This window comes from Alphaproteobacteria bacterium SS10 (assembly GCA_019192455.1).
In the GTDB taxonomy this organism is placed as follows: domain Bacteria; phylum Pseudomonadota; class Alphaproteobacteria; order TMED2; family TMED2; genus TMED2.
In genome coordinates this window covers 876,294-895,123 of sequence record JAHCML010000003.1, presented here as the reverse complement: position 1 = coordinate 895,123, position 18,830 = coordinate 876,294, and the positions used below count along the sequence as shown (strand labels likewise).

The 18,830-nt window shown below is 58.9% G+C and carries 13 protein-coding genes; 7 read left to right on the top strand and 6 right to left on the bottom strand.

The window, feature by feature from the left end; genetic code table 11:
• Window positions 1-28 precede the first annotated feature (28 nt).
• On the bottom strand, window positions 29-3,469 hold the full coding sequence (locus KI792_04490) for a hypothetical protein (protein MBV6632279.1): 3,441 nt from the start codon (window positions 3,467-3,469) through the stop codon (window positions 29-31).
• Between the two features lie 75 nt (window positions 3,470-3,544).
• On the opposite strand from KI792_04490, the gene KI792_04485 reads away from it, so the two are divergent.
• The 3 genes from KI792_04485 to KI792_04475 are packed head-to-tail and all read left to right on the top strand — an operon-like array spanning window position 3,545 to window position 7,947.
• Entirely contained in the window at window positions 3,545-6,589 is a 3,045-nt protein-coding gene (locus KI792_04485) for a bifunctional [glutamine synthetase] adenylyltransferase/[glutamine synthetase]-adenylyl-L-tyrosine phosphorylase (protein MBV6632278.1), read from the top strand.
• Window positions 6,590-6,603: 14 nt separating this feature from the next.
• Window positions 6,604-7,068, top strand: a complete 465-nt coding sequence (gene bcp, locus KI792_04480) for a thioredoxin-dependent thiol peroxidase (protein ID MBV6632277.1) — start codon at window positions 6,604-6,606, stop codon at window positions 7,066-7,068.
• 42 nt (window positions 7,069-7,110) lie between these two features.
• A complete protein-coding gene (locus tag KI792_04475) occupies window positions 7,111-7,947 on the top strand; it encodes a hypothetical protein (GenBank protein ID MBV6632276.1) in 837 nt (278 codons plus the stop codon).
• Between the two features lie 4 nt (window positions 7,948-7,951).
• On the opposite strand, the gene KI792_04470 is transcribed toward KI792_04475, so the two are convergent.
• On the bottom strand, window positions 7,952-8,602 hold the full coding sequence (locus KI792_04470) for a ParA family protein (protein ID MBV6632275.1): 651 nt from the start codon (window positions 8,600-8,602) through the stop codon (window positions 7,952-7,954).
• 202 nt (window positions 8,603-8,804) lie between these two features.
• On the opposite strand from KI792_04470, the gene KI792_04465 reads away from it, so the two are divergent.
• Together KI792_04465 and KI792_04460 are read left to right on the top strand one after the other, a co-directional pair.
• Window positions 8,805-9,782 carry a threonylcarbamoyl-AMP synthase gene (locus KI792_04465; GenBank protein ID MBV6632274.1) on the top strand — a complete coding sequence of 326 codons (978 nt, stop codon included), beginning with the start codon at window positions 8,805-8,807 and terminating at the stop codon, window positions 9,780-9,782.
• A complete protein-coding gene (locus KI792_04460; GenBank protein ID MBV6632273.1) occupies window positions 9,775-11,199 on the top strand; it encodes an FAD-binding oxidoreductase in 1,425 nt (474 codons plus the stop codon). Before KI792_04465 ends, KI792_04460 begins: the two co-directional genes overlap by 8 nt.
• On the opposite strand, the gene KI792_04455 is transcribed toward KI792_04460, so the two are convergent.
• Window positions 11,187-12,557, bottom strand: a complete 1,371-nt coding sequence (locus KI792_04455) for a DUF2142 domain-containing protein (protein ID MBV6632272.1) — start codon at window positions 12,555-12,557, stop codon at window positions 11,187-11,189. The two genes, KI792_04460 and KI792_04455, sit on opposite strands and share 13 nt — an antisense overlap.
• Window positions 12,558-12,720: 163 nt before the next feature.
• Here KI792_04455 and dld point away from each other — a divergent pair, with 163 nt between their 5' ends.
• Window positions 12,721-14,412, top strand: coding sequence for a D-lactate dehydrogenase (gene dld, locus KI792_04450; GenBank protein ID MBV6632271.1), 1,692 nt, complete (start codon window positions 12,721-12,723; stop codon window positions 14,410-14,412).
• Window positions 14,413-14,523: 111 nt separating this feature from the next.
• Here dld and ykgO read toward each other — a convergent pair whose 3' ends face one another.
• The 3 genes from ykgO to KI792_04435 form a co-directional block, all read right to left on the bottom strand.
• Entirely contained in the window at window positions 14,524-14,649 is a 126-nt protein-coding gene (gene ykgO, locus KI792_04445) for a type B 50S ribosomal protein L36 (GenBank protein MBV6632270.1), read from the bottom strand.
• Window positions 14,650-14,739: 90 nt separating this feature from the next.
• On the bottom strand, window positions 14,740-15,789 hold the full coding sequence (locus tag KI792_04440; GenBank protein ID MBV6632269.1) for a methyltransferase domain-containing protein: 1,050 nt from the start codon (window positions 15,787-15,789) through the stop codon (window positions 14,740-14,742).
• A gap of 83 nt (window positions 15,790-15,872) precedes the next feature.
• On the bottom strand, window positions 15,873-17,423 hold the full coding sequence (locus KI792_04435) for an exodeoxyribonuclease VII large subunit (protein ID MBV6632268.1): 1,551 nt from the start codon (window positions 17,421-17,423) through the stop codon (window positions 15,873-15,875).
• Window positions 17,424-17,508: 85 nt separating this feature from the next.
• Between KI792_04435 and purD the strand changes: the two genes are divergently transcribed.
• Window positions 17,509-18,804, top strand: a complete 1,296-nt coding sequence (purD, locus tag KI792_04430; GenBank protein MBV6632267.1) for a phosphoribosylamine--glycine ligase — start codon at window positions 17,509-17,511, stop codon at window positions 18,802-18,804.
• Window positions 18,805-18,830 lie beyond the last annotated feature (26 nt).

Here is an 18,830-nt window from a genome sequence, read left to right as displayed (position 1 = left end):
CAGTGAGGTGTTCGTCGGTGATTAGCGGTCAGCCGCCATGATCGACCATTCCCGGTGGTGGCGCCAGCGCTTCCTGCTGATCGCCTGACGCCCCCTCAATGGTTGGGTCCTCGGGGCTGAACAGCAGCGTTCTGATGATGCCAGGTGCCAGGGCCGAGAGCGGATTAATGCTGAGATCGGTGTTATCAAACGGGCCATCAACGGTATAGCTGGCGGCAAACAACCCCTCACCATCCCCACCGGTCAGCAAGGTGCCGATTAGAGGGATCGCACCAATAAAGCTGTTCAGCGTATAGACCGGTACCAGGGTCCCATTCAGGTCTAGGGTCTGGGCATCAAGGTCGACGAGACCATCAAGGGTAAAGCCAAACTGCCCACCCCGTGCTCGGCCATCACTGACCTGCAGCTTGCCATCCTTGAACAGCAACTCGGCCTCAAACCGGTCAAAGCCAAAGCCTGCATTGGGATCGAGGCTAACCAGCCCCTCTTCGGTCAACACGGTCACCGTCTGTGCCAGCGCTGGGGTGTCGGCCAGACGGAAGTCTTCCAACGCCACAGCACCATCTAACACCAAGGCAGAGCGTGACCATGGTTCACCAGTGCCATCAAAGCGAAGCCGACCACCACGGACAGGCACACCGGAATCATAGGCAGCCAAAACACCACCCAGATCACCAATATCGATGGTGAGTTCTAGGGGCTGCTGACGATCACCGGACATCTCAATCGTGACCGGTGAACCACCCACATCACCCTGGATCAGGACGGATGGCCAACTTTGCGGGGCGAGCTCGGTTTGTCCGCGCAGCTCTTGCCAGACCACGCCCTCTTCCATCAACACACGCTCAACGGCGTAGATAATGGTGCGCCGATGGCCATCATCGGACACCCAATCACCACCACCGCCATCCATCCAACCGGCGCGCGCGCCATCCGGCACCGGGGCTTCCTCTGCAGCTTCTTCGGCATCCCCGAGGAAGGGGCGCAAGTCTAGGGTTGGCCCTTCAACCGTGAGATCCCAATCGCCGCTAGCCGCCTTGTCAAAGGCGACTGCCACGTCGGTGACACCCCAACGGATACGATTGGCACGAATACCTAAGTCGCCCTCTGGCTCAACCCGTCCAACCGCACTGACGGAGAGTGGGCCCGCACCCTCGATATCAATATCAATGGCCAGGCTCGAAAGATCGGTGCCGCCGCTCGGTTCAATCTTTATATTGGCAAGAATACTGCCGGTGGCTGGCGCTGCGTCCAAACCGGCGGTCTCAAGCGTTAGGGTTGTGTCGGTTAACTCAACGGCAGCCTGAACCTCGGTGGCGCCACCATTGTGATCGCCATTGTAATCGACTACCCGACCATTCACCTCAACAGCGCCCCCAAGATAGGATGACACTGGCAGCCCAGCCTCCTCCAACTCATCGGCCGTGATGCGACCGCTGAAGTCGAGGGCGGTGCCAACGGCACGCTGTAGGCTGAAGAACTGATGCCAGCTGATGCTCAAGCGCAAGGCCCCGGCGGTGACATCCCCCCGGGCCCGAAGCCCCTCACCATCAATGGTCATGGCTAGATTGGCATTGCTGATCGGCAAATCCGCGAAGATGGCGTTCGTGGCACCGCCGATAAGATTGCCATCGACATCTACCTCAACCTCCTCCGCTGGCAGACCAGCGCGGAGCGGCAGTTCGAAGCGCATCTTGGTATCGACCGTGCCCGCCAGCTCATCAAGATCGAGACCGAGGAAATCAGCATACCCAAAGCGCGGGTGGTTCAACGCGGTCATCACATCTTTAAACGGACCACGGGCAAAGCCATCGACCACAAGATTGGGGAACTCGGCATCAAACTCATCAATGGTGACAGTGGTATCGCGCGCCTGGACGGTATGGATACGGCCAGATGGCAGGGTCAGCACCACCGCCTCGGTATTGAAGGTGCCAGTCCCCACAACCTCGGTCGCGGGTGGTAAGGCCCATTGGTACTGAACCGTGGCATCGGCAAGGGCGAAGGTGCCCGTCAGATCCTCAACTGAAAATGTCGCCGGGGCATCAACCGGCACGGCGAGCGACAGGTCAGCTTTAAGATCGGTGATCACACCGCTCCGTACGTTGCGGCGGGACCAATCGAGCCCGGCAATGCCAGTCTTCTCTGGCAGTAGCTGAAGAGTTGACGGTACGGGCAAGAGGGGCACGCCAATATCGGCGTCAACCTGCCAAGCCCCATCCTCCAACAACGCAACACTGCTGAGCTCAATCGTTGCCTCGCCAACTGTGACGGCAGTATCGACAACCTCAATACGACCCGCATCCTGATCGTAGGTGACAGCCACCTGCAGATCACTCAACGGAACACGTGTCGCCTCATCAACTGGGATGAATAGGGTCTCGTCCGGCTCCTGATTAACCGTCAACCGAAGGCCAGCAATCCCACTGCCCATTGTGGTGATGGCTGGCCAATCCCAGGACAAGCTCGCCACCAGATGGGTCTCACCAATCGTATATTTTGAGAGATCGACGCCCGCTTGAATGCGCGCCGTCTCGGTCACCATGCTGAGTGGCAGCTGATCGACGGCTATTGTGCCGCTTAGATCCATGCTGTCCGCCGCCAGGTCGAGGCGTCCGGTCACATCAAAGGATGGGCGACCAAAGTCCGGCTGCAGCTCGGCATTCCCAATCAGCGCCAAGCCCTCAAGCGTTCTCAAAACCGAGATATCCAAGCCATGGAGGCGAAGCCGCCGATCCTCCATCTGATCGACCACCAACACGCTACCATCCCGTATCGCGACGGCCTCGAGCACCGATGCCCGGCCACCGGCCCCGGCGTCCAGAATTGCCAAGAAGGCGGTGATCGCCTGCTCAAGCTCATTGGTCGTGGTGGCAGTTAAGGACTGACCATCGTCGCTGGGCGTTGGTGCAGGGATAGGTGTCGGTGGCACCGAGGGGGCTACTTCTGTCGCCGTGCGGCTTAGGTCGACGGTCAGGCGGCCATCGGCCAACCTGGTCATCCGGATCGTTGGATCAATGAGGGTGATTTCCTGAAGCACCCAGCGGCCACGTATCAGCTGCAGAATATCCAGCGCCAATTCAGCCTGGGGGATCTGGGCTGCAAGCCCACCATCACTCCGGCGCGCCAGTATTTGCTGGGCCGTCAGCTTCAGCCGAGCCTCACTGTTATCCCAGACAATGGCGAGGTCACCGATCTCAACCGTTAACGGGTCAGCGGCGGCGTTTAGCGCCTCGGTCACATCCTCGGTCAGGAAATCAAAGTGCAGAGGGCCATTCGACAGGCGCCAGCCAAGGATGACCGCGAGGATCACCAACAGGCCGGTGACCATGGCCGCCCCCTCCATGCAGAGTATGGCGCCACGGCGACAACCACGCCACAAGCGGTTACCGGATTGGCCGGATTGGCCCGTGCTGGGCTGTTCCGGCGCCTCGGCTGGTTCTTCGATTGGCTCTGCCTCGTTACTCATGGGCCCTATCGTAGCCACCTCCGCGCAGGGATCACGACAATTATCCCGCACAGACACTCACATCGCTGCTAGTAGATGGGGATTGAACCAGCCATTGCACCCCTGCTTAAGCGTAAGCGCCTCAACATGTTGGCCGATCTGCCCACCACCACGCCGATAAGCCTCGCCGAACACCCCTCGACTGGGGGGAAATCAGCTTGGCATGAGCGGTTCGAGGCATGGCGCACCAATTTGGCCGAGCTAGAGGGCCGCGATTCCCCGGAACTAGTCGCCCAGAATGCCCTTACCGATGGGCTGAACCGGCTCTGCGCCTTCTCACCCTATCTAAGCCAATCCCTGATGCAGGCGGCGGATGACGGGGGCGACCTGCTCGCCAAACCGCTGCCAGAAAGCCTTGAGGCTGCACTCGCAAGTGCAGAGCAGGCAGTGGCCGCCACCGATGATTTTGATCAGGCGTCAAAACATCTGCGGATCGCAAAAAACCGGGCCCATTTGGTGATTGCCCTCGGTGATTTTCTCGAGCTCTGGGATCTCACCGCGATCACCACGGCGCTGAGCCATAGCGCTGATCGCCTTATCCAGACGGCGATTAGGTTCCTGCTGCGCTACCACCAGGCCAAGCTGGGCATTGAGGCCGAGCATGCAGAGCGCCCCGAATTGGGCAGCGGTCTTATCGTTCTGGGCATGGGTAAGCTGGGCGCTGGTGAGCTCAACTACTCCAGCGATATCGACCTGATCCTCTTCTACGACCCGGCTGCCACCAAGCTTGATCGATTTGATGCCCCGGTTGCGTATAGCCGGTTGGCGAGAGATTTGGTCACGCTGCTCGAGCGGCGAACTGCCGATGGTTATGTATTCAGAACCGATCTGCGGTTGCGGCCAGATCCCGCCTCAACACCACTTGCGGTCGCCCTACCCGCCGCGGTCACCTACTACACGAGCCAGGCGCTGACCTGGGAACGGGCTGCGATGATTAAGGCCCGACCAATTATCGGCGACCCCGGGCCGGTTAACCATCTGATGACCATGTTACGTCGCTGGGTCTGGCGTGCTGGCAGTGACCTCATGGCGCTGGAAGATATCAACGCCATCAAGCGCAAGATCGATGACAACCAAGCCCGCAATAGCAGCGATCTAAACGGCTTCAACGTGAAGCTAGATCCGGGCGGGATCCGACAGATCGAATTCTTCGCCCAGGCCCAACAGCTGTTGTTCGCCGGGCAAGATCCAGGCCTACGCATCTACCGCACCCTCGATGCCCTGGATCGCCTGGTCGAGAGTGGCCGATTGGATGCCGAACGGCGTGACCAACTAACCGATGCTTATCATTGCCTCCGCCAGGTCGAGCACCGGCTTCAAATGCGTGAAGACCAGCAGACCCACAGCCTACCAATCACCGATGATGGCTGGGTGGATTTGGCGGATAGCCTCGCCACAACACCCACCAACCTTAAAGCTGAGCTGAATCAGCATTTAGAAACTGTAACAACGAGTTACGACTCACTCTTCAATGCAAATCGAACACCAAACCCGGGACCAAAAGCCATAGACAATCTGGCCCAAAGGCTAACCGAGCTTGGCTTTGATGATGGTGACCGGGCGGCTTCGATTGTTGGGCGTTGGCAACGGGGTGAGATCAAGGCAACGGAAGCGGAACGGGCACGCGAACTGCTGGATGCCTCGCTTGACGACCTGCTGCAAGCCACCGCCGCAATGCCTGAGCCGGACCGGGTCTTAAACCGGCTGGATGACTTCCTTGGTCAGCTATCTGCAGGTGCCCCACTCTTTGCCCTGCTGCGGAATACGGTTGGGTTGCCGGCGCTACTGGCTAAGGTGCTGGGGCTCGCACCCGCCATTGCCGATACGCTGACCCGCCGTCCTGGCTTACTTGAGAGTATTCTTGAGCCCGGCTTCCTGACCCAACTGCCTAAGCGGCATCAGCTGGAGCTCGAACTCCAGGAGCAACTCAGCGTTTCAGAGGGGTATGAGGACAGCCTGGATATTTGCCGTCGTTGGACAGCGAGACGGCGGTTCCAGGGCGCCTTGCACCTGCTGAACGGCGCCAGCAGCCATGACCGCGTGGCACAGATGCTGGCACAACTCGCCGAGCTATCACTCGAAGCGCTACAACCCCTCGTCGAGGCAGAGTTTTCCAGAAACCATGGCCACTTCCAGGGTGGCGGCCTATCGATTATTGCCATGGGCAACCTGGCCAGCGGGCAGCTCACCCTGACCAGCGACCTAGACCTAGTCCTCGTCTATCGGGTTGATCCGTCGCGGCCAGAATCCGATGGCAGGCGCCCCCTATCCCCTAATGAGTATTGGATCAAGCTGGCCTCCCGACTGGTGACTGCAATTACGGCACCAACGGCTGAGGGGAAGCTCTATGACGCTGATCTTCGCTTACGACCACAGGGTAACGCCGGACCTCTGGCGGTAAGCCTTGAGAGCTTTGCCCAGTATCAGTCGAGCGATGCCTGGACCTGGGAACATATGGCCCTGACGCGCGCCCGGGTGCTGACCGGTGATATCGATCTTCGCGGTAAGATTGATGCGATCTTGCATCGAACCCTGACGGCAGAGCGGGACAGCAGCGCACTCAAGCAGGATGTCGCTGATATGCGGGGGCGGATCGCCAAACAGCATGGCGAACTCTCTATCTGGCAGCTGAAGTATCGGCGCGGTGGGATTATCGATATCCAGTTCATCGCCCAGTATCTGATGCTGCTTTACGCCGCCCAACACCCGCAGATCCTGTCCGGCAGCACAACCGCCGCCCTAACCCGCCTAGGCGAGGTTGGTGTGCTCACGCCAGATGTCGCCGAGGGGCTGATTAATGCCCATCGGTTGTTTCGGCGGGTCCGTGCCCATCTGCGCCTTATCACCGATGATAGCGGCGCCTTTGACCCAAATCAGGCACCGCCAGCAATCCTGGAAGAACTAGCCCGGATTATTCTGATGGAAGAAGTCGCAAATGCTGAACAAGCAGCGTTTGACTTCCAGGCTGCGAAAACACATTTGAGTGCCGTCATTGACCGGTTGCCGCCCAATTCGACGAGATCATCGGCGCCTAATCTCGCAAGCGCCGGGGCGCGGCAGGCCCGTATCCAAATACCATAGCTGGAGTTCACGCCATGAGCGTTGCCGTTGGTTCACCCGCCCCTGATTTTGCCATGCCCACCGATGGAGAGGGTGAGGTCAAACTCGCCGATCTTAAGGGCAAGAAGGTCGTCCTGTATTTCTATCCGAAGGATGACACCTCCGGCTGCACCAAGGAGGCTATTGGCTTCCGTGATCATCTTGCTGAGTTCGAGGCTGCCGGTGCTGTTATCGTTGGTGTGTCCAAAGACAGCGTGAAGAAGCATGACAAGTTCAAAGCCAAGCATGAGTTGAACTTCGCCCTCGGCTCTGATGAGGAGACACAGGTCTCTGAGGCCTATGAGGTCTGGAAAGAGAAGAGCATGTATGGCCGCAAATATATGGGTATTGAGCGCTCAACCTTCCTGATCGATGGTGATGGGGTCTTGCGCGAAGAGTGGCGTAAAGTAAAAGTGCCTGGCCATGTGGAAACCGTGCTAGCCGCCGTTCAGGCGCTTTAAGACCGCCGAACAAGCGGGCTGGCCAGATTACTCTTCAGTTCTATGGGACAATCCAGCCAAAGCGACGGCCAGCTGGGCCGACAGATCACGCAAAGCGCGGTTGAGACCTTTCAAGCGGTCTTCAGCCAGCCGGATCGGTCGGTCCGCTATGCCATCCCCTGGATTGGCATTGTTTTCCTGATGGCGCTGCCGCTGCCGTTCCTGGGGGTACTCGACGCTAGTCAGCGCCCATCACCTAGCGGCCTGGACTTCTCAGTCACCGCTAGCTTCTTGGCCTTGGCGCTCCATGCCGGGTTATGGACCCGGACGGTTGCCCTTGATGATCATCAATCGGGCGTGCCGCTGCCATTCGGCTTCCGCGAACTGGGGATTGCCATTGCGGGTGTCGTGCTTGTCGCGCCGCCGCTTTGGCTATGGTCACAGGCCTTTGGCCTTTGGCACTCCATCGACCACCAGTTTTTCGCCATCCACCGCATGGCGGCTTGGTTCGGACGGGATGCGCTGTTTGAGTTTGGTTTCAGACCCGCGCTGGAAACCGCCTCGATTATCACCGGTGTGTTGGCTGTTATCGCAAGCTATGCCTGCCTGCGCTTTGCCCCGGTATTTGCCATGGTTAGCACTGGCAAAGTGGCAGAACCGAAGGATGCTTGGCAGGCCACACGCGGTATGTCGCTGATCTATCTAATCGGGCCAATGCTGTTAACGGCACTGCCGCTGGCCGCCTTTGCCGCACTGACCAATCAGTTGAGCCTATGCTGCACGGAAAACCCAGCGGCGATTGGGGCCTTGGAAGTTATCGGTACGATCATCCTCTTCCCAATGTCGGCGCTGGTTGCCTCTGCCCTCGGCCTATGGTGCCGGGCGCATCGTATTGTTTAGAAGCTCAGCGCAGTTTCTTCTGCCCGCCGGCGGCCTTGTAAATCTCAGCGGCTAGCTTCTTAACTTCAGCGGCGCCGACGCTGCGGCGCTGGGTCTCGCTGATCGTTCGCCCGTCCATCATCGCGGCGGCAAGGCCGACCCGGTTGCCAAGCTGTGATCGCGCGACCTTCACTTTCAGCGCCTTCAGCTTCCTCTCAATCAAATCGGCCAAATTGGCGCGTGGCGGCACGCGGTTTAACACCAACATGGGTGTCACCTTTTCCCCGGCGGCAAGCTCCAGCGTTGGCTTGGTAGCCCAAAGGTCCATTGGGCTCGGCTGCACCGGCACAACAACCAGGCTGGCGCTGCGAATGGCGTTCTTGGTCTCCATTTCCGCATGGGGCGCGCTGTCGACAATCACCACATCATATTCATTGGCGAGTTCTTCCACCTCGCGCTGGGTGCGCCACCCCGAAATCTGACGATGGGTTAGGCCGGTTGCATCCTCACCCAACGCCTCTTCCCGGGCAGCATACCAATGGGAGAGCGAGGCCTGCGGATCGATATCAACCGTGGCGGCGGTTAGCCCACGCTGGGCCAGGGCAATAGCCAGATGGGCAACCAGTGTCGTCTTACCCGCACCGCCCTTTTGCTGGGCAACTGTGATGATGGGCATGTCGTTCTCTCCGTCACTGCTGAAAACCCGGCGATAACGCCGATATGCTGCAATGCAACCAAGTAGACATGCCGCAAAACGCTACGACAAGTCGCGGCCCCCTTTTCCGGCACCATGTGGGGAAGACTTGCATGCCCGCCCAAACCATGGTGATGAAACATCTATGAGTGCCGCCACCACCGATACCGACCCAAACCGGCCGATGATCCTACCCGCGTCCAGCGACGGAATTGCCCGTGCTGCCAAGGCGTTACGGGATGGTAGTGTCGTGGCGTTTGGCACTGAGACGGTCTACGGGCTGGGTGCCCTGGCGGCCAATGCTACGGCTGTGGATGCAATTTTCACCCTCAAACAGCGCCCACAGCAGAACCCCTTAATTTGCCATGTGGATGGCCGTGATATGGCGGAAACCATCGCACGAGTCGATGCGCGTGCCGCCATGGTGATGGGTGAGTTCTGGCCCGGCCCACTGACCCTTATTCTGCCGCAGCGGGACGATGCGCCGCTGGCGAAGGCAGCCACAGCCGGCCTACCAAGCGTTGCGGTGCGTGCACCCGCCCATGGCACGGCTAGGGAGCTTATCTCCGCAGTTGGTGCACCCTTAGTTGCGCCCAGCGCGAATAAATCGGGACGCCTCAGCCCCACCACGGCCGCCATGGTGGCCGATGGCTTCAGAGGCGAGATCGATTACGTATTGAGCGGCGGCAAGTGCGAGATTGGGCTGGAAAGCACAGTTTTGGACCTTAGCGGCACAACCCCAACAATCTTGCGTCTGGGCGCCGTGACGGCTGATGACCTTGCCCATCTGCTGCCGGACATTGCGTCGGTTGATACGGTAGAGGACACAGCCCCCCGCTCACCAGGACAAATGCTGCGCCATTACGCGCCCAGCCTGCCCTTGCGGATCAATGTTCGCGATGCGGTGGCAGCAGATGAAGCCTATATCGGCTTTGGCCCCAACCCATTCCCAGCCAAGGGCGGCGCGGTGCGCGTTAACCTTAGCAAGGTTGGGGATTTGGACCAGGCGGCGCGAAACCTCTTCGCAACCTTGCGGGAGGTTGAGGAGAGTGGCGCCAAGGCTATCGCTGTTGCCCCAATCCCTGAACACGGTATCGGCGCCGCCATCAATGACCGTCTGCGCCGGGCAGCAGCCGCAACCGCAGAGTTCGCCAATGACTGACGCTGTTGATCAGTTTGTAAGTCTGTTGGGTGAGGCCAGCGTCATTGCCCCGGGTGATGACCGCTTCAACGCTTATATCACCGAATGGCGTGGGAAGTTTGAGAGCTCAGCCATCGCAATCCTACGCCCCAACTCAACCGAACAGGTTGCCGCGGCGGTGAAGTGCTGCGCGGCCAATGGCATTGCCATGGTCCCCCAAGGCGGTAACACCAGCCTGGTTGGCGGCTCGGTGCCGTTTAAGGATGAGCAGGCGGTGGTGATCTCCCTAGACCGCATGGCGGCCATCAGGGGCATTGATGCGATCGACAACACCATCACCGTCGATGCCGGCTGCATCCTGGCCGAAATCCAACAAGCGGCGGAAGAGATCGACCGCTTTTTCCCCTTGAGCCTGGGCGCTGAAGGATCCTGCCGCATTGGCGGGAATATCGCGACCAATGCGGGCGGCATCCTCACCCTCCGCTATGGCAACACTCGGGATCAAGTTCTGGGCCTGGAAGTCGTTACAGCCGATGGCCAGATTTGGGATGGGCTGAACAGCCTGCGCAAGAACAACACCGGCTATGACCTAAAGCAGTTGTTCATCGGTAGTGAGGGCACGCTGGGCATTATCACCGGTGCCTGCCTAAAGCTGCAGCCGCGCCCGGCACATCGGGTAACGGCCATGGTTGCTGTTCCCTCACCCACCGACGCCCTAGCCGTTCTCAATGACCTCAACGCCAAGACCGGCGGGCAGGTTGAGGCGTTTGAACTGATGTCCCGCCCCTGTTTGGAACTGGCCTTCAAACATATGGATGGTTGCCGGGATGCCTTTCAATCCCCCTACCCTTGGTACGGCCTCGCCGAAATCACCGCCGGGGTGAAAGATGACCGCCTGAATGAGTTGGTGGAGGAGAGCCTGGGCAACCTGATTGAAGGCGAAACGGTTCTGGATGCCGTATTGGCCCAGAACGACCGTGAACGGGCAGAGTTCTGGCATCTTCGCGAGGCGATTGTTGAGGCACAGCGTCTTGAGGGCGGCTCAATCAAACATGACATCGCCGTGCCGGTTGCAAGGATCGCGGACTTCATCGATGCCGGTATCGCCAAGGCAAAGGCAATCATGCCAGAGATCAGACCAACCGTGTTTGGGCATATCGGCGATGGCAATCTGCACTTCAACATGATGCAGCCAGAAGCCATGACCCGCGCTGACTATCTAAGCCATTGGGATGAGATCGTTGAGCCTATACATGCGCTGGTGATGGCGCATGGCGGCAGCTTTAGCGCAGAGCATGGCGTGGGCCGCCTGAAGACTAGCGATATGGTCAAATACAAATCACCGACCGAGCTCGCCATGATGCGCGCGGTGAAACAGGCACTCGACCCAAAGAACCTGATGAACCCAGGTAAGGTGATCCCCGCTCAAGACCCGTAGAACCCAGACGCGATCCACAGCGTTGCGGCATAGGCCAACAGACATTCAGCCGCCAACAGGTAACGTAAGACTGGGAACCAACCCCGCCGGGTGAATAGCAGGGTCAGGCCTAAGGCGATCACGCCGTAGGCCGGCGTCAGATAGCGCCCCTGAACGCCGCGAATGATCGTCTCCCCCGGCGCTGTGAAGGCGAGCCAGAAGGCAGCAATGATCCCACCACAGATCAGCGCACCAATGGTGATTAGGGCTGCCCCCCGTCTTGGGCCGGGGCGGACTGGCCCATCGACCAGGGCTACAACCAACAAATTGACCAACACCAACAGCGCCAGCCCAAACGGCACCCAATTCAACACATCCCCACCTGGCACTGGCGGGAATAGGCCCATCGCGCTGTGCCAGTAGATCCAAAAGCGATCCATGATGGTGTCGGCCACCACGGCAAAGAGATGGGTGGGCTGCGCCAGAACTGTCGCGAGCTGGGCGGCGGGATCAGCACCACGATTGAAGTACTCACCCGGTAAGAAGGGGTAGGCCGCACTCCACATCAGCGCGACAGTCAGCCCACCTAGAACCGGCAAGCCAATCATCACCAGAGCCTTAGGCCCGCCACCTAAGGGGCGGTAGAGGCAGATTAGGGCCAGCGCAAAGGCAGGCGTCGTCTGCTTCAACAGGCCAAGCGCCACGGCAAAGCCAGCGAGCATCAGATATCGCTGCATTGAGAGTGCCGGCAGTCCGGTCCAGCGCATTATCAACGCCAGGAAAACCATCGGCATGGCAAGGTTGAGGGCATCGGCACTAACCGTCGCCGCCTGACTGAACGAGAATGGCAGCAACAGCACCAGCGCCAGGGTGACCCGCCCAAACGGCATCAAATAGACCGCCAAAGCCCCCAACAAAGTGAAGACCAGCAGGTTGCCAAACCTCGCCCCCATAACCAGCACCTCTGGTGCCTCACTAAACAGGCTGGCCAGCGCCATGCCTGCGGCCTGGGGCAAATGGGCAAGCGGTGTAAAGGCAGCGGCGTTGGAGAAATCGACCTGCCGCACGGCATCTGGCGGAATTGAACGCCAATCCGGTTCGGGCTGCCCTGTAACCCTGGCATCGGCATAGGCCACGAACCGCTCGCTCAACTCACCGCCATAACGCCCGTCATCAAGGCGATCCGGTAAGAACTGACCAGAGGCTAGCTGCGCTATCCGCAACGCATGGGCCCGGCCATCTGGCGTGTTCAGCGGCGGCAAGACGGCCAGATAAGTCAGGCCAAACATCAATGCCAGCACGACAAACACACTTACCTGCCAGTGCTGGCGGGAAAAGGTCGCAATATTGGTGGATGAATTGGCGGGGGCATCAGTCATGGCCAGGGGCCATACAAAGCAATTGCCCCGGGCGCAAGCAGCGATCAATCAAGCCAACTGGCCGCAGGTTGCGATAGATCATTTCAAGCCCCCCCCTCCCTGCTGTATCTCTAATCAAAACAACCGGTGATAGCTGCCGGACAGAGAGACTGGTTTGAGGGATATGCAAGAGAACGGATTGGTCGCCGAGCTAACCGCGATTGTTGGCAAACGCCATGTGATCACCGATCAGAAGTCGATGAAGCGGTTTTGTAAGGGCTATCGCTCTGGTGAAGGGGAAGCCCTCGCCGTGGTGCGCCCCGGCACGCTGGTTGAGCAATGGCGGGTTCTGCAAGCCTGCGTCGCGGCTGATGTGATCATTATCATGCAGGCGGCCAATACCGGCCTGACCGAAGGGTCCACGCCCAAGGACACCTATGACCGCGATGTGGTGATCCTCAGCACCAATCGGATGAACCAGATCCAGCTGCTCGATAACGGCAAGCAGATCATCAGCTTCCCGGGTGCGACCCTATTTTCACTTGAGAAGATGTTACGACCGTTCGAGCGGCAGCCCCATTCTGTAATTGGCTCCTCAAGCATTGGCGCCTCAATCATTGGTGGTGTCTGTAACAATTCCGGCGGCTCGTTATGCGAGCGCGGCCCCTCCTACACCGAACTCGCCCTTTATGCGCAGATCAAGGCCGACGGGAAGTTAGAGTTGGTCAATGAGCTGGGCATAGAGCTTGGCGATGATCCGGAAACCATGCTCACCCGGCTTGAGAATGGTGATTACACGGAAAAGGACATCGAGAAGACCAATCGGAACGCCTCAGACACCAAGTATCCTGAGGTTATCCGTGACGTGGATGCGGACACACCATCCCGATACAACGCCGACACGTCACGCCTCTACGGCATCTCAGGCTGTGCCGGTAAGCTTGTGGTGTTTGCTGCCCGCCTCGACACCTATGCCAAGAATGAGCGGGAGAAGGTCTTCTATCTCGGCACCCATGACACGGCGTTCCTGACCAAGCTGCGCCAGGATGTCTTGAGGAACTTCAAGACCTTACCGGTGTCTGGCGAGTACATGCACTCAGAGGCGTATGAGTTCACCAAAACCTACGGCAAAGACACGCTGGTGATGATCGACAAGCTGGGTACTGACCGGCTGCCCACCATCTTTGCGCTTAAAGGTTGGCTCGATGCCCGGCTGAACAGAATTCCGCTGCTGCCTAAGAACCTGATCGATCGGATCATGCAAGGGATTAGCTATCTCTGGCCGAACCCGCTGTTTAAGCAGATGGAAGAGTTCCATGAGCGGTTCCCACACCATCTGATCCTTAAGATGCATGATGACGGGATCGAAGAGGCTGAGGCCTACCTCAAAGAGAACATCGATGGTGAAACCACCGACTGGTTCGCCTGTACCCCGCGTGAGGCCAAGGTTGCTGGCCTTCACCGGTTTGCCGCCGCGGGTGCACCAGTCCGCTATGCCGCCGTCAATCCAGAGAAGGTATCGGATATTCTGGCGCTCGACATCGCCCTTCGCCGCAATGAAATCGATTGGTTTGAGCAGCTGCCGCCAGAGATCAATCAGGGCATTAGCCACCGGGTGATCTACGGCCACTTCTTCTGCCATGTCATGCACCAGGATTACGTGATCAAGAAGGGTTACGACCCGAAAGAGATCAAATCTAAGATGTTGGAAATATTGGACAAACGAGGTGCAAAATATCCGTCAGAGCATAATGTCGGACACATCTACCACGCGTCAGATGAGCAGAAGGCCTTCTTCAAGAGCTGTGATCCTACCAACTCCCTCAATCCTGGCATTGGCAAGATGTCGAGGCGAAAGAACTACGCCGAGGCTTAGATTCATTCAGGCTTTACGCTTGGGCCTAGCCCTCAAACGCAAAAGCGGCGGCCCAGAAGCTGGACCGCCGTTCTATTTTCTCAGCGCTAGCCATCAGGCCAGCAGCCGGAATTAACCCTGACGCGCCTTGAAGCGTGGGTTCTTTTTGTTGATGACGTAGACCCGGCCCTTACGGCGGATCACACGGCAGTTTTTGTCACGCTTTTTCAGCGTCTTGAGCGAGTTTGCAACACGCATCGGTCTATCCTCAGAAAACGGTGAGCCCGGTTGATACTGTCTGAGCCGGTTTCTGTCAACGGCTGCGCGGGTTTAAAGTGCGCACACCGATTATTCAACCGCTTCCGGCATGGATGGCGCGAAGCTCTCATCATTACCAGCACTGACGGGCAGGATGGCATGGACCCGCTTCACCTTAAGCCCGGCCTCAATCGCCATCATACGCCGGGTTAGCAAAGCAATCTCATCCGTCAGGACTTGCTTAGCCTCCGCATCCATCTCTTTGGATTTCAGGTAATCGTGCAGGCGAGATAGGCCAACCCTGGTTTCGCGCTGATATGGGGTGGTGATGTCCTCAACCGTCCGCACGTCGAAACCAGCGGCGGTCAGCCCCTTTTCCATATCCTTCGATGTGATCGGGTGTGGCTCCAGCCGTTCGGTTTGCATCCAGGCCTTGTACGCGCCCGAATTCAGATCAGCATCCATGGGCACAAAGAAATCGGTGAAAACAAGCTGCCCACGGTCTTTCAGCACCGTGACCAACTTCTGGTAGAGCGCGTCCTTATTCTCCACCGTGTAGAAGAGGTTAAGGGCGATACAGAACTCATACCGGCGCGCAATCTGAAAGCTGGCATGGTCTAGCTCGTTTAGCTCTAATTTCGCTGCTGCAGCACTCGCCTGAATACGCTTCCGCCCCTCTTCCACCAGCAGCGGGTTAACCTCATACCCATCGGCATGGGACCCAAAACGCTCTGCCGCATGCTCAATAACGCCGCCTAAGCCAGCGGTGAGGTCCAGCAGCGATGAGGTTGGGTTGAGTGGGAGGGTTGAGATCAGCTTGGGGATCCAAGATTCAGCGCCCGGCTCAATGAACTTCTCGCCCCACATGAGTTCGGCGAGTTCAATCCGCGTCATGCTCCATAGCGGGCGTCCGTGACGGTCCAGGCCGGCAGGCTCTTGCTCCTCAACCGCCTCCGGTGGTTTTGAGCGGCCGGCGCCCTTCTCGGACTTCTTTTCGGCGAGACGTGCCTTGGACTTCTTCTTGCGGTTCTCGATCCCGTCTAGGTCGAAGCCTTCCCACCAAGCGATCAGCCGTGTCCGCCAATCAACCTGGATGTCATCAATGGGCATCCCCTCATAGAGCATGGCCGGTCTCTCCACTTACATCACCTTCTTCGCGTTATGAGGAAGGCTAGTGGAAAGCCGGTTAACAGCTGCTGAACCGCCGGATGTTGGTGAGGGTGTTAGAGCAGACTGCCCTGTTCAGGCCCTGCCGAAGGCTTGGCGGCTTTAGGTTTGGCCTTCTTGGGTGCCGGTTTGGGCGGTGCTGGCTTAGGGGCCATTGGCGCATTTGACGTGGTGGTTTCATCACCAACCACAACGCCGACCTCACCATCGGTGAAGTGAAGCGATAGCGGGTTGCCGGTCGCTAGGCCAGCAGCTGCGGTCACAGGCTGTCGCTGCTCATCCGTGACCATGACATAGCCGCGGGCGAGGACTGACTTATGGCTAACCGCTTCCAATCGGCTAGATAGCGCCTCTAGCCGCTCACGGCTGCGTTCCAACTGCCTTAAATGGGCGGTGGCCATACGCTCACCTAACTCAACCACCCGGGCACCCGATTGACTCATCGCCTGCTGCATCGGCTTTAAGCTGAGGCGAGCAGCAGCATGGGTCAGGGCCGTTTGCTTATCCCGGTGCAATTGCTGGATCGCCCGACCAAACCGCTCATCGAGCTGATCCAGCCGCTGCATCTCCGTCTCAAGCCGTTGTCGCGGATGGACCAACCCACGCGCCAGGCCATCAAGCTGTAGGCGCAAGCGCTCAACAAAGCGCAGCGTCCCCTTCTCCAGCCGATCCTCAGCATCGCGCAGGGTGTAGATAAGATCAGCGCGCACCGGCACTGCGATTTCTGCTGCCGCAGTGGGCGTTGGCGCCCGGCGGTCACTGGCGAAATCAATAAGCGTTGTATCGGTTTCGTGGCCAACCGCCGAGATCAGCGGGATGTCGCTTTCAGCTGCGGCACGAACCACGACCTCTTCATTGAACGCCATCAGGTCTTCGAGGCTGCCGCCGCCACGGGCGACGATCAGCAGGTCCGGCCTCGGCACCGGGCCGCCAGTTTCCGGCAGCGCGTTAAAACCGCGAATGGCAGCGGCTACTTGCTCTGGCGCACCCGGCCCCTGAACGATCACCGGCCACAGCATGGCATGGCGTGGGAACCGATCGGCAAGGCGGTGCAGGATGTCGCGAATAACGGCGCCGGTTGGCGAGGTGACGATGCCAATGACCTCTGGCAGGAACGGCAGCGGCTGTTTGCGGTCCTCATCGAACAGCCCTTCAGCGGCTAGCTTGCGCTTACGCTCCTCAAGCATTTTGAGTAGCGCACCCTCGCCCGCCAGCTCCATCGATTCGATGACAATTTGATACTTTGAGCGCCCGGGATAGGTGGTCAGGCGACCAGTGCAGATCACCTCCAGCCCTTCCTCCGGCTTGATTGACAGCTTATTCGCCGACCCGCGCCAGCACACCCCATCGATCACCGCCTGATCGTCTTTTAGGGTTAGGTAGATATGCCCTGATGCGGCGCGCTTAGGTTGGCTAATTTCGCCCCGAACCCGCACGAAACCGTAGGCATCCTCAACCGTCCGCTTCAGCGATTGGCTGATTTCACCGACGCTAAAAACCGGCACATTGGATTTGCCGGCGGTTTGATTTCCCGCCTCACCGGGTGGTGGGCCAGCAAGTGCCGCCAGGGGATTATCAACAGGTGGTGTGGTGGGGTCTTGTGCCATGGTGGCGGCATGATACAAACCGCACAGCACATCACAAGCATCCGTGGTGGCGTTTTTCCTTCACCAGCTAGCAATCAATACGACAATGAAGATCTTGGTAGTCGGCTCGGGCGGCCGTGAACACGCTCTCTGCTCGGCCATTTCTGGCTCACCGCTGGCCTCAGAGCTTTATTGCGCCCCCGGTAACGCCGGGATCGCCGACACAGCACAGCTGGTCGATATCAAGGCTGAAGACATCGACGGCCTGGTCGAGTTCGCACAATCCAAGGCCATCGACTTCGTCGTTGTGGGACCAGAGCAACCGCTCTGCCTCGGCCTGGTCGATAAGATGGAAGCAGCTGGCATCGCCACCTTTGGCCCGACGGCGGCGGCGGCACGGCTTGAAGGGTCCAAGGCCTTTTCAAAGGACCTGATGCAGAAATACGGTATTCCAACCGCCCGCTATGGCCGCTTTACCGATGTTGAGAGCGCCAAGGCATATTTGAGCGGTGAAGAGTTCCCAATCGTCATCAAGGCCGATGGCCTCGCCGCCGGTAAGGGCGTGGTGATCGCTGAGGATTTCGATGCTGCCGATAAGGCCATTGATGAAATGCTCTCCGGCGACGCCTTTGGTGATGCTGGCACCGAGATTGTGATTGAAGAATTCCTAGAGGGTGAGGAAGTCAGCTTCTTCGCCCTTTGCGATGGTGAGAACCTGCTACCGCTCGCCAGTGCCCAGGACCACAAGCGTGTTGGCGATGGTGATGTCGGCCCGAATACCGGTGGTATGGGCGCCTACTCCCCGGCAACAGTTTTCACCGATGCACTTGAACAACGGGTGATCGATGAGATTGCCAAGCCAACCCTGGCCGCCATGATTGAAGAGGGCTGCCCTTATGCTGGCGTTCTTTATGTCGGCCTGATGCTGGTTGAGCGGGATGGTGAGAAACATCCCTATGTGATCGAGTTCAATGCCCGGTTTGGTGACCCTGAATGCCAGGTGATCCTGCCCCGCATGATGTCCGACCTCCTCCCCGCCCTGATCGCTGCCCGCGATGGTGAGTTGGACCAGTTTGACCTGCGCTGGCACGACGAGGCAGCGCTAACCGTTGTGATGGCCAGCCATGGCTATCCCGGCAGCTATCACAAGCTGACCGAGATACGGAATATTGAGCGGGCGCTGGAACATGAGGGCGTTCAGGTATTCCATGCCGGAACAACCCGGGATGATATGGGGCGCCTAATGTCCAATGGTGGGCGGGTGCTAAACCTGGTTGCCTCTGGCGCCACGATTAAGGATGCGCAGCGCCTGGCCTATGTGGCGATTGAAGATATCGATTGGCCCAACGGCTTCTACCGCCGTGATATTGGCTGGCGCGCGGTTGGCGGCACCGTCAACTAACTGCCTGCCAAGCCGAGCACATAACG

What these genes read in the sequence shown, in the direction of transcription:
- KI792_04490 (MBV6632279.1), bottom strand. Translation starts at nt 3,469, where the DNA reads ATGAGTAACGAGGCAGAGCCAATCGAAGAACCAGCCGAGGCGCCGGAA.
- KI792_04485 (MBV6632278.1), top strand. Translation starts at nt 3,545, where the DNA reads ATGGGGATTGAACCAGCCATTGCACCCCTGCTTAAGCGTAAGCGCCTC.
- bcp (MBV6632277.1), top strand. Translation starts at nt 6,604, where the DNA reads ATGAGCGTTGCCGTTGGTTCACCCGCCCCTGATTTTGCCATGCCCACC.
- KI792_04475 (MBV6632276.1), top strand. Translation starts at nt 7,111, where the DNA reads ATGGGACAATCCAGCCAAAGCGACGGCCAGCTGGGCCGACAGATCACG.
- KI792_04470 (MBV6632275.1), bottom strand. Translation starts at nt 8,602, where the DNA reads ATGCCCATCATCACAGTTGCCCAGCAAAAGGGCGGTGCGGGTAAGACG.
- KI792_04465 (MBV6632274.1), top strand. Translation starts at nt 8,805, where the DNA reads ATGATCCTACCCGCGTCCAGCGACGGAATTGCCCGTGCTGCCAAGGCG.
- KI792_04460 (MBV6632273.1), top strand. Translation starts at nt 9,775, where the DNA reads ATGACTGACGCTGTTGATCAGTTTGTAAGTCTGTTGGGTGAGGCCAGC.
- KI792_04455 (MBV6632272.1), bottom strand. Translation starts at nt 12,557, where the DNA reads ATGACTGATGCCCCCGCCAATTCATCCACCAATATTGCGACCTTTTCC.
- dld (MBV6632271.1), top strand. Translation starts at nt 12,721, where the DNA reads ATGCAAGAGAACGGATTGGTCGCCGAGCTAACCGCGATTGTTGGCAAA.
- ykgO (MBV6632270.1), bottom strand. Translation starts at nt 14,649, where the DNA reads ATGCGTGTTGCAAACTCGCTCAAGACGCTGAAAAAGCGTGACAAAAAC.
- KI792_04435 (MBV6632268.1), bottom strand. Translation starts at nt 17,423, where the DNA reads ATGGCACAAGACCCCACCACACCACCTGTTGATAATCCCCTGGCGGCA.
- purD (MBV6632267.1), top strand. Translation starts at nt 17,509, where the DNA reads ATGAAGATCTTGGTAGTCGGCTCGGGCGGCCGTGAACACGCTCTCTGC.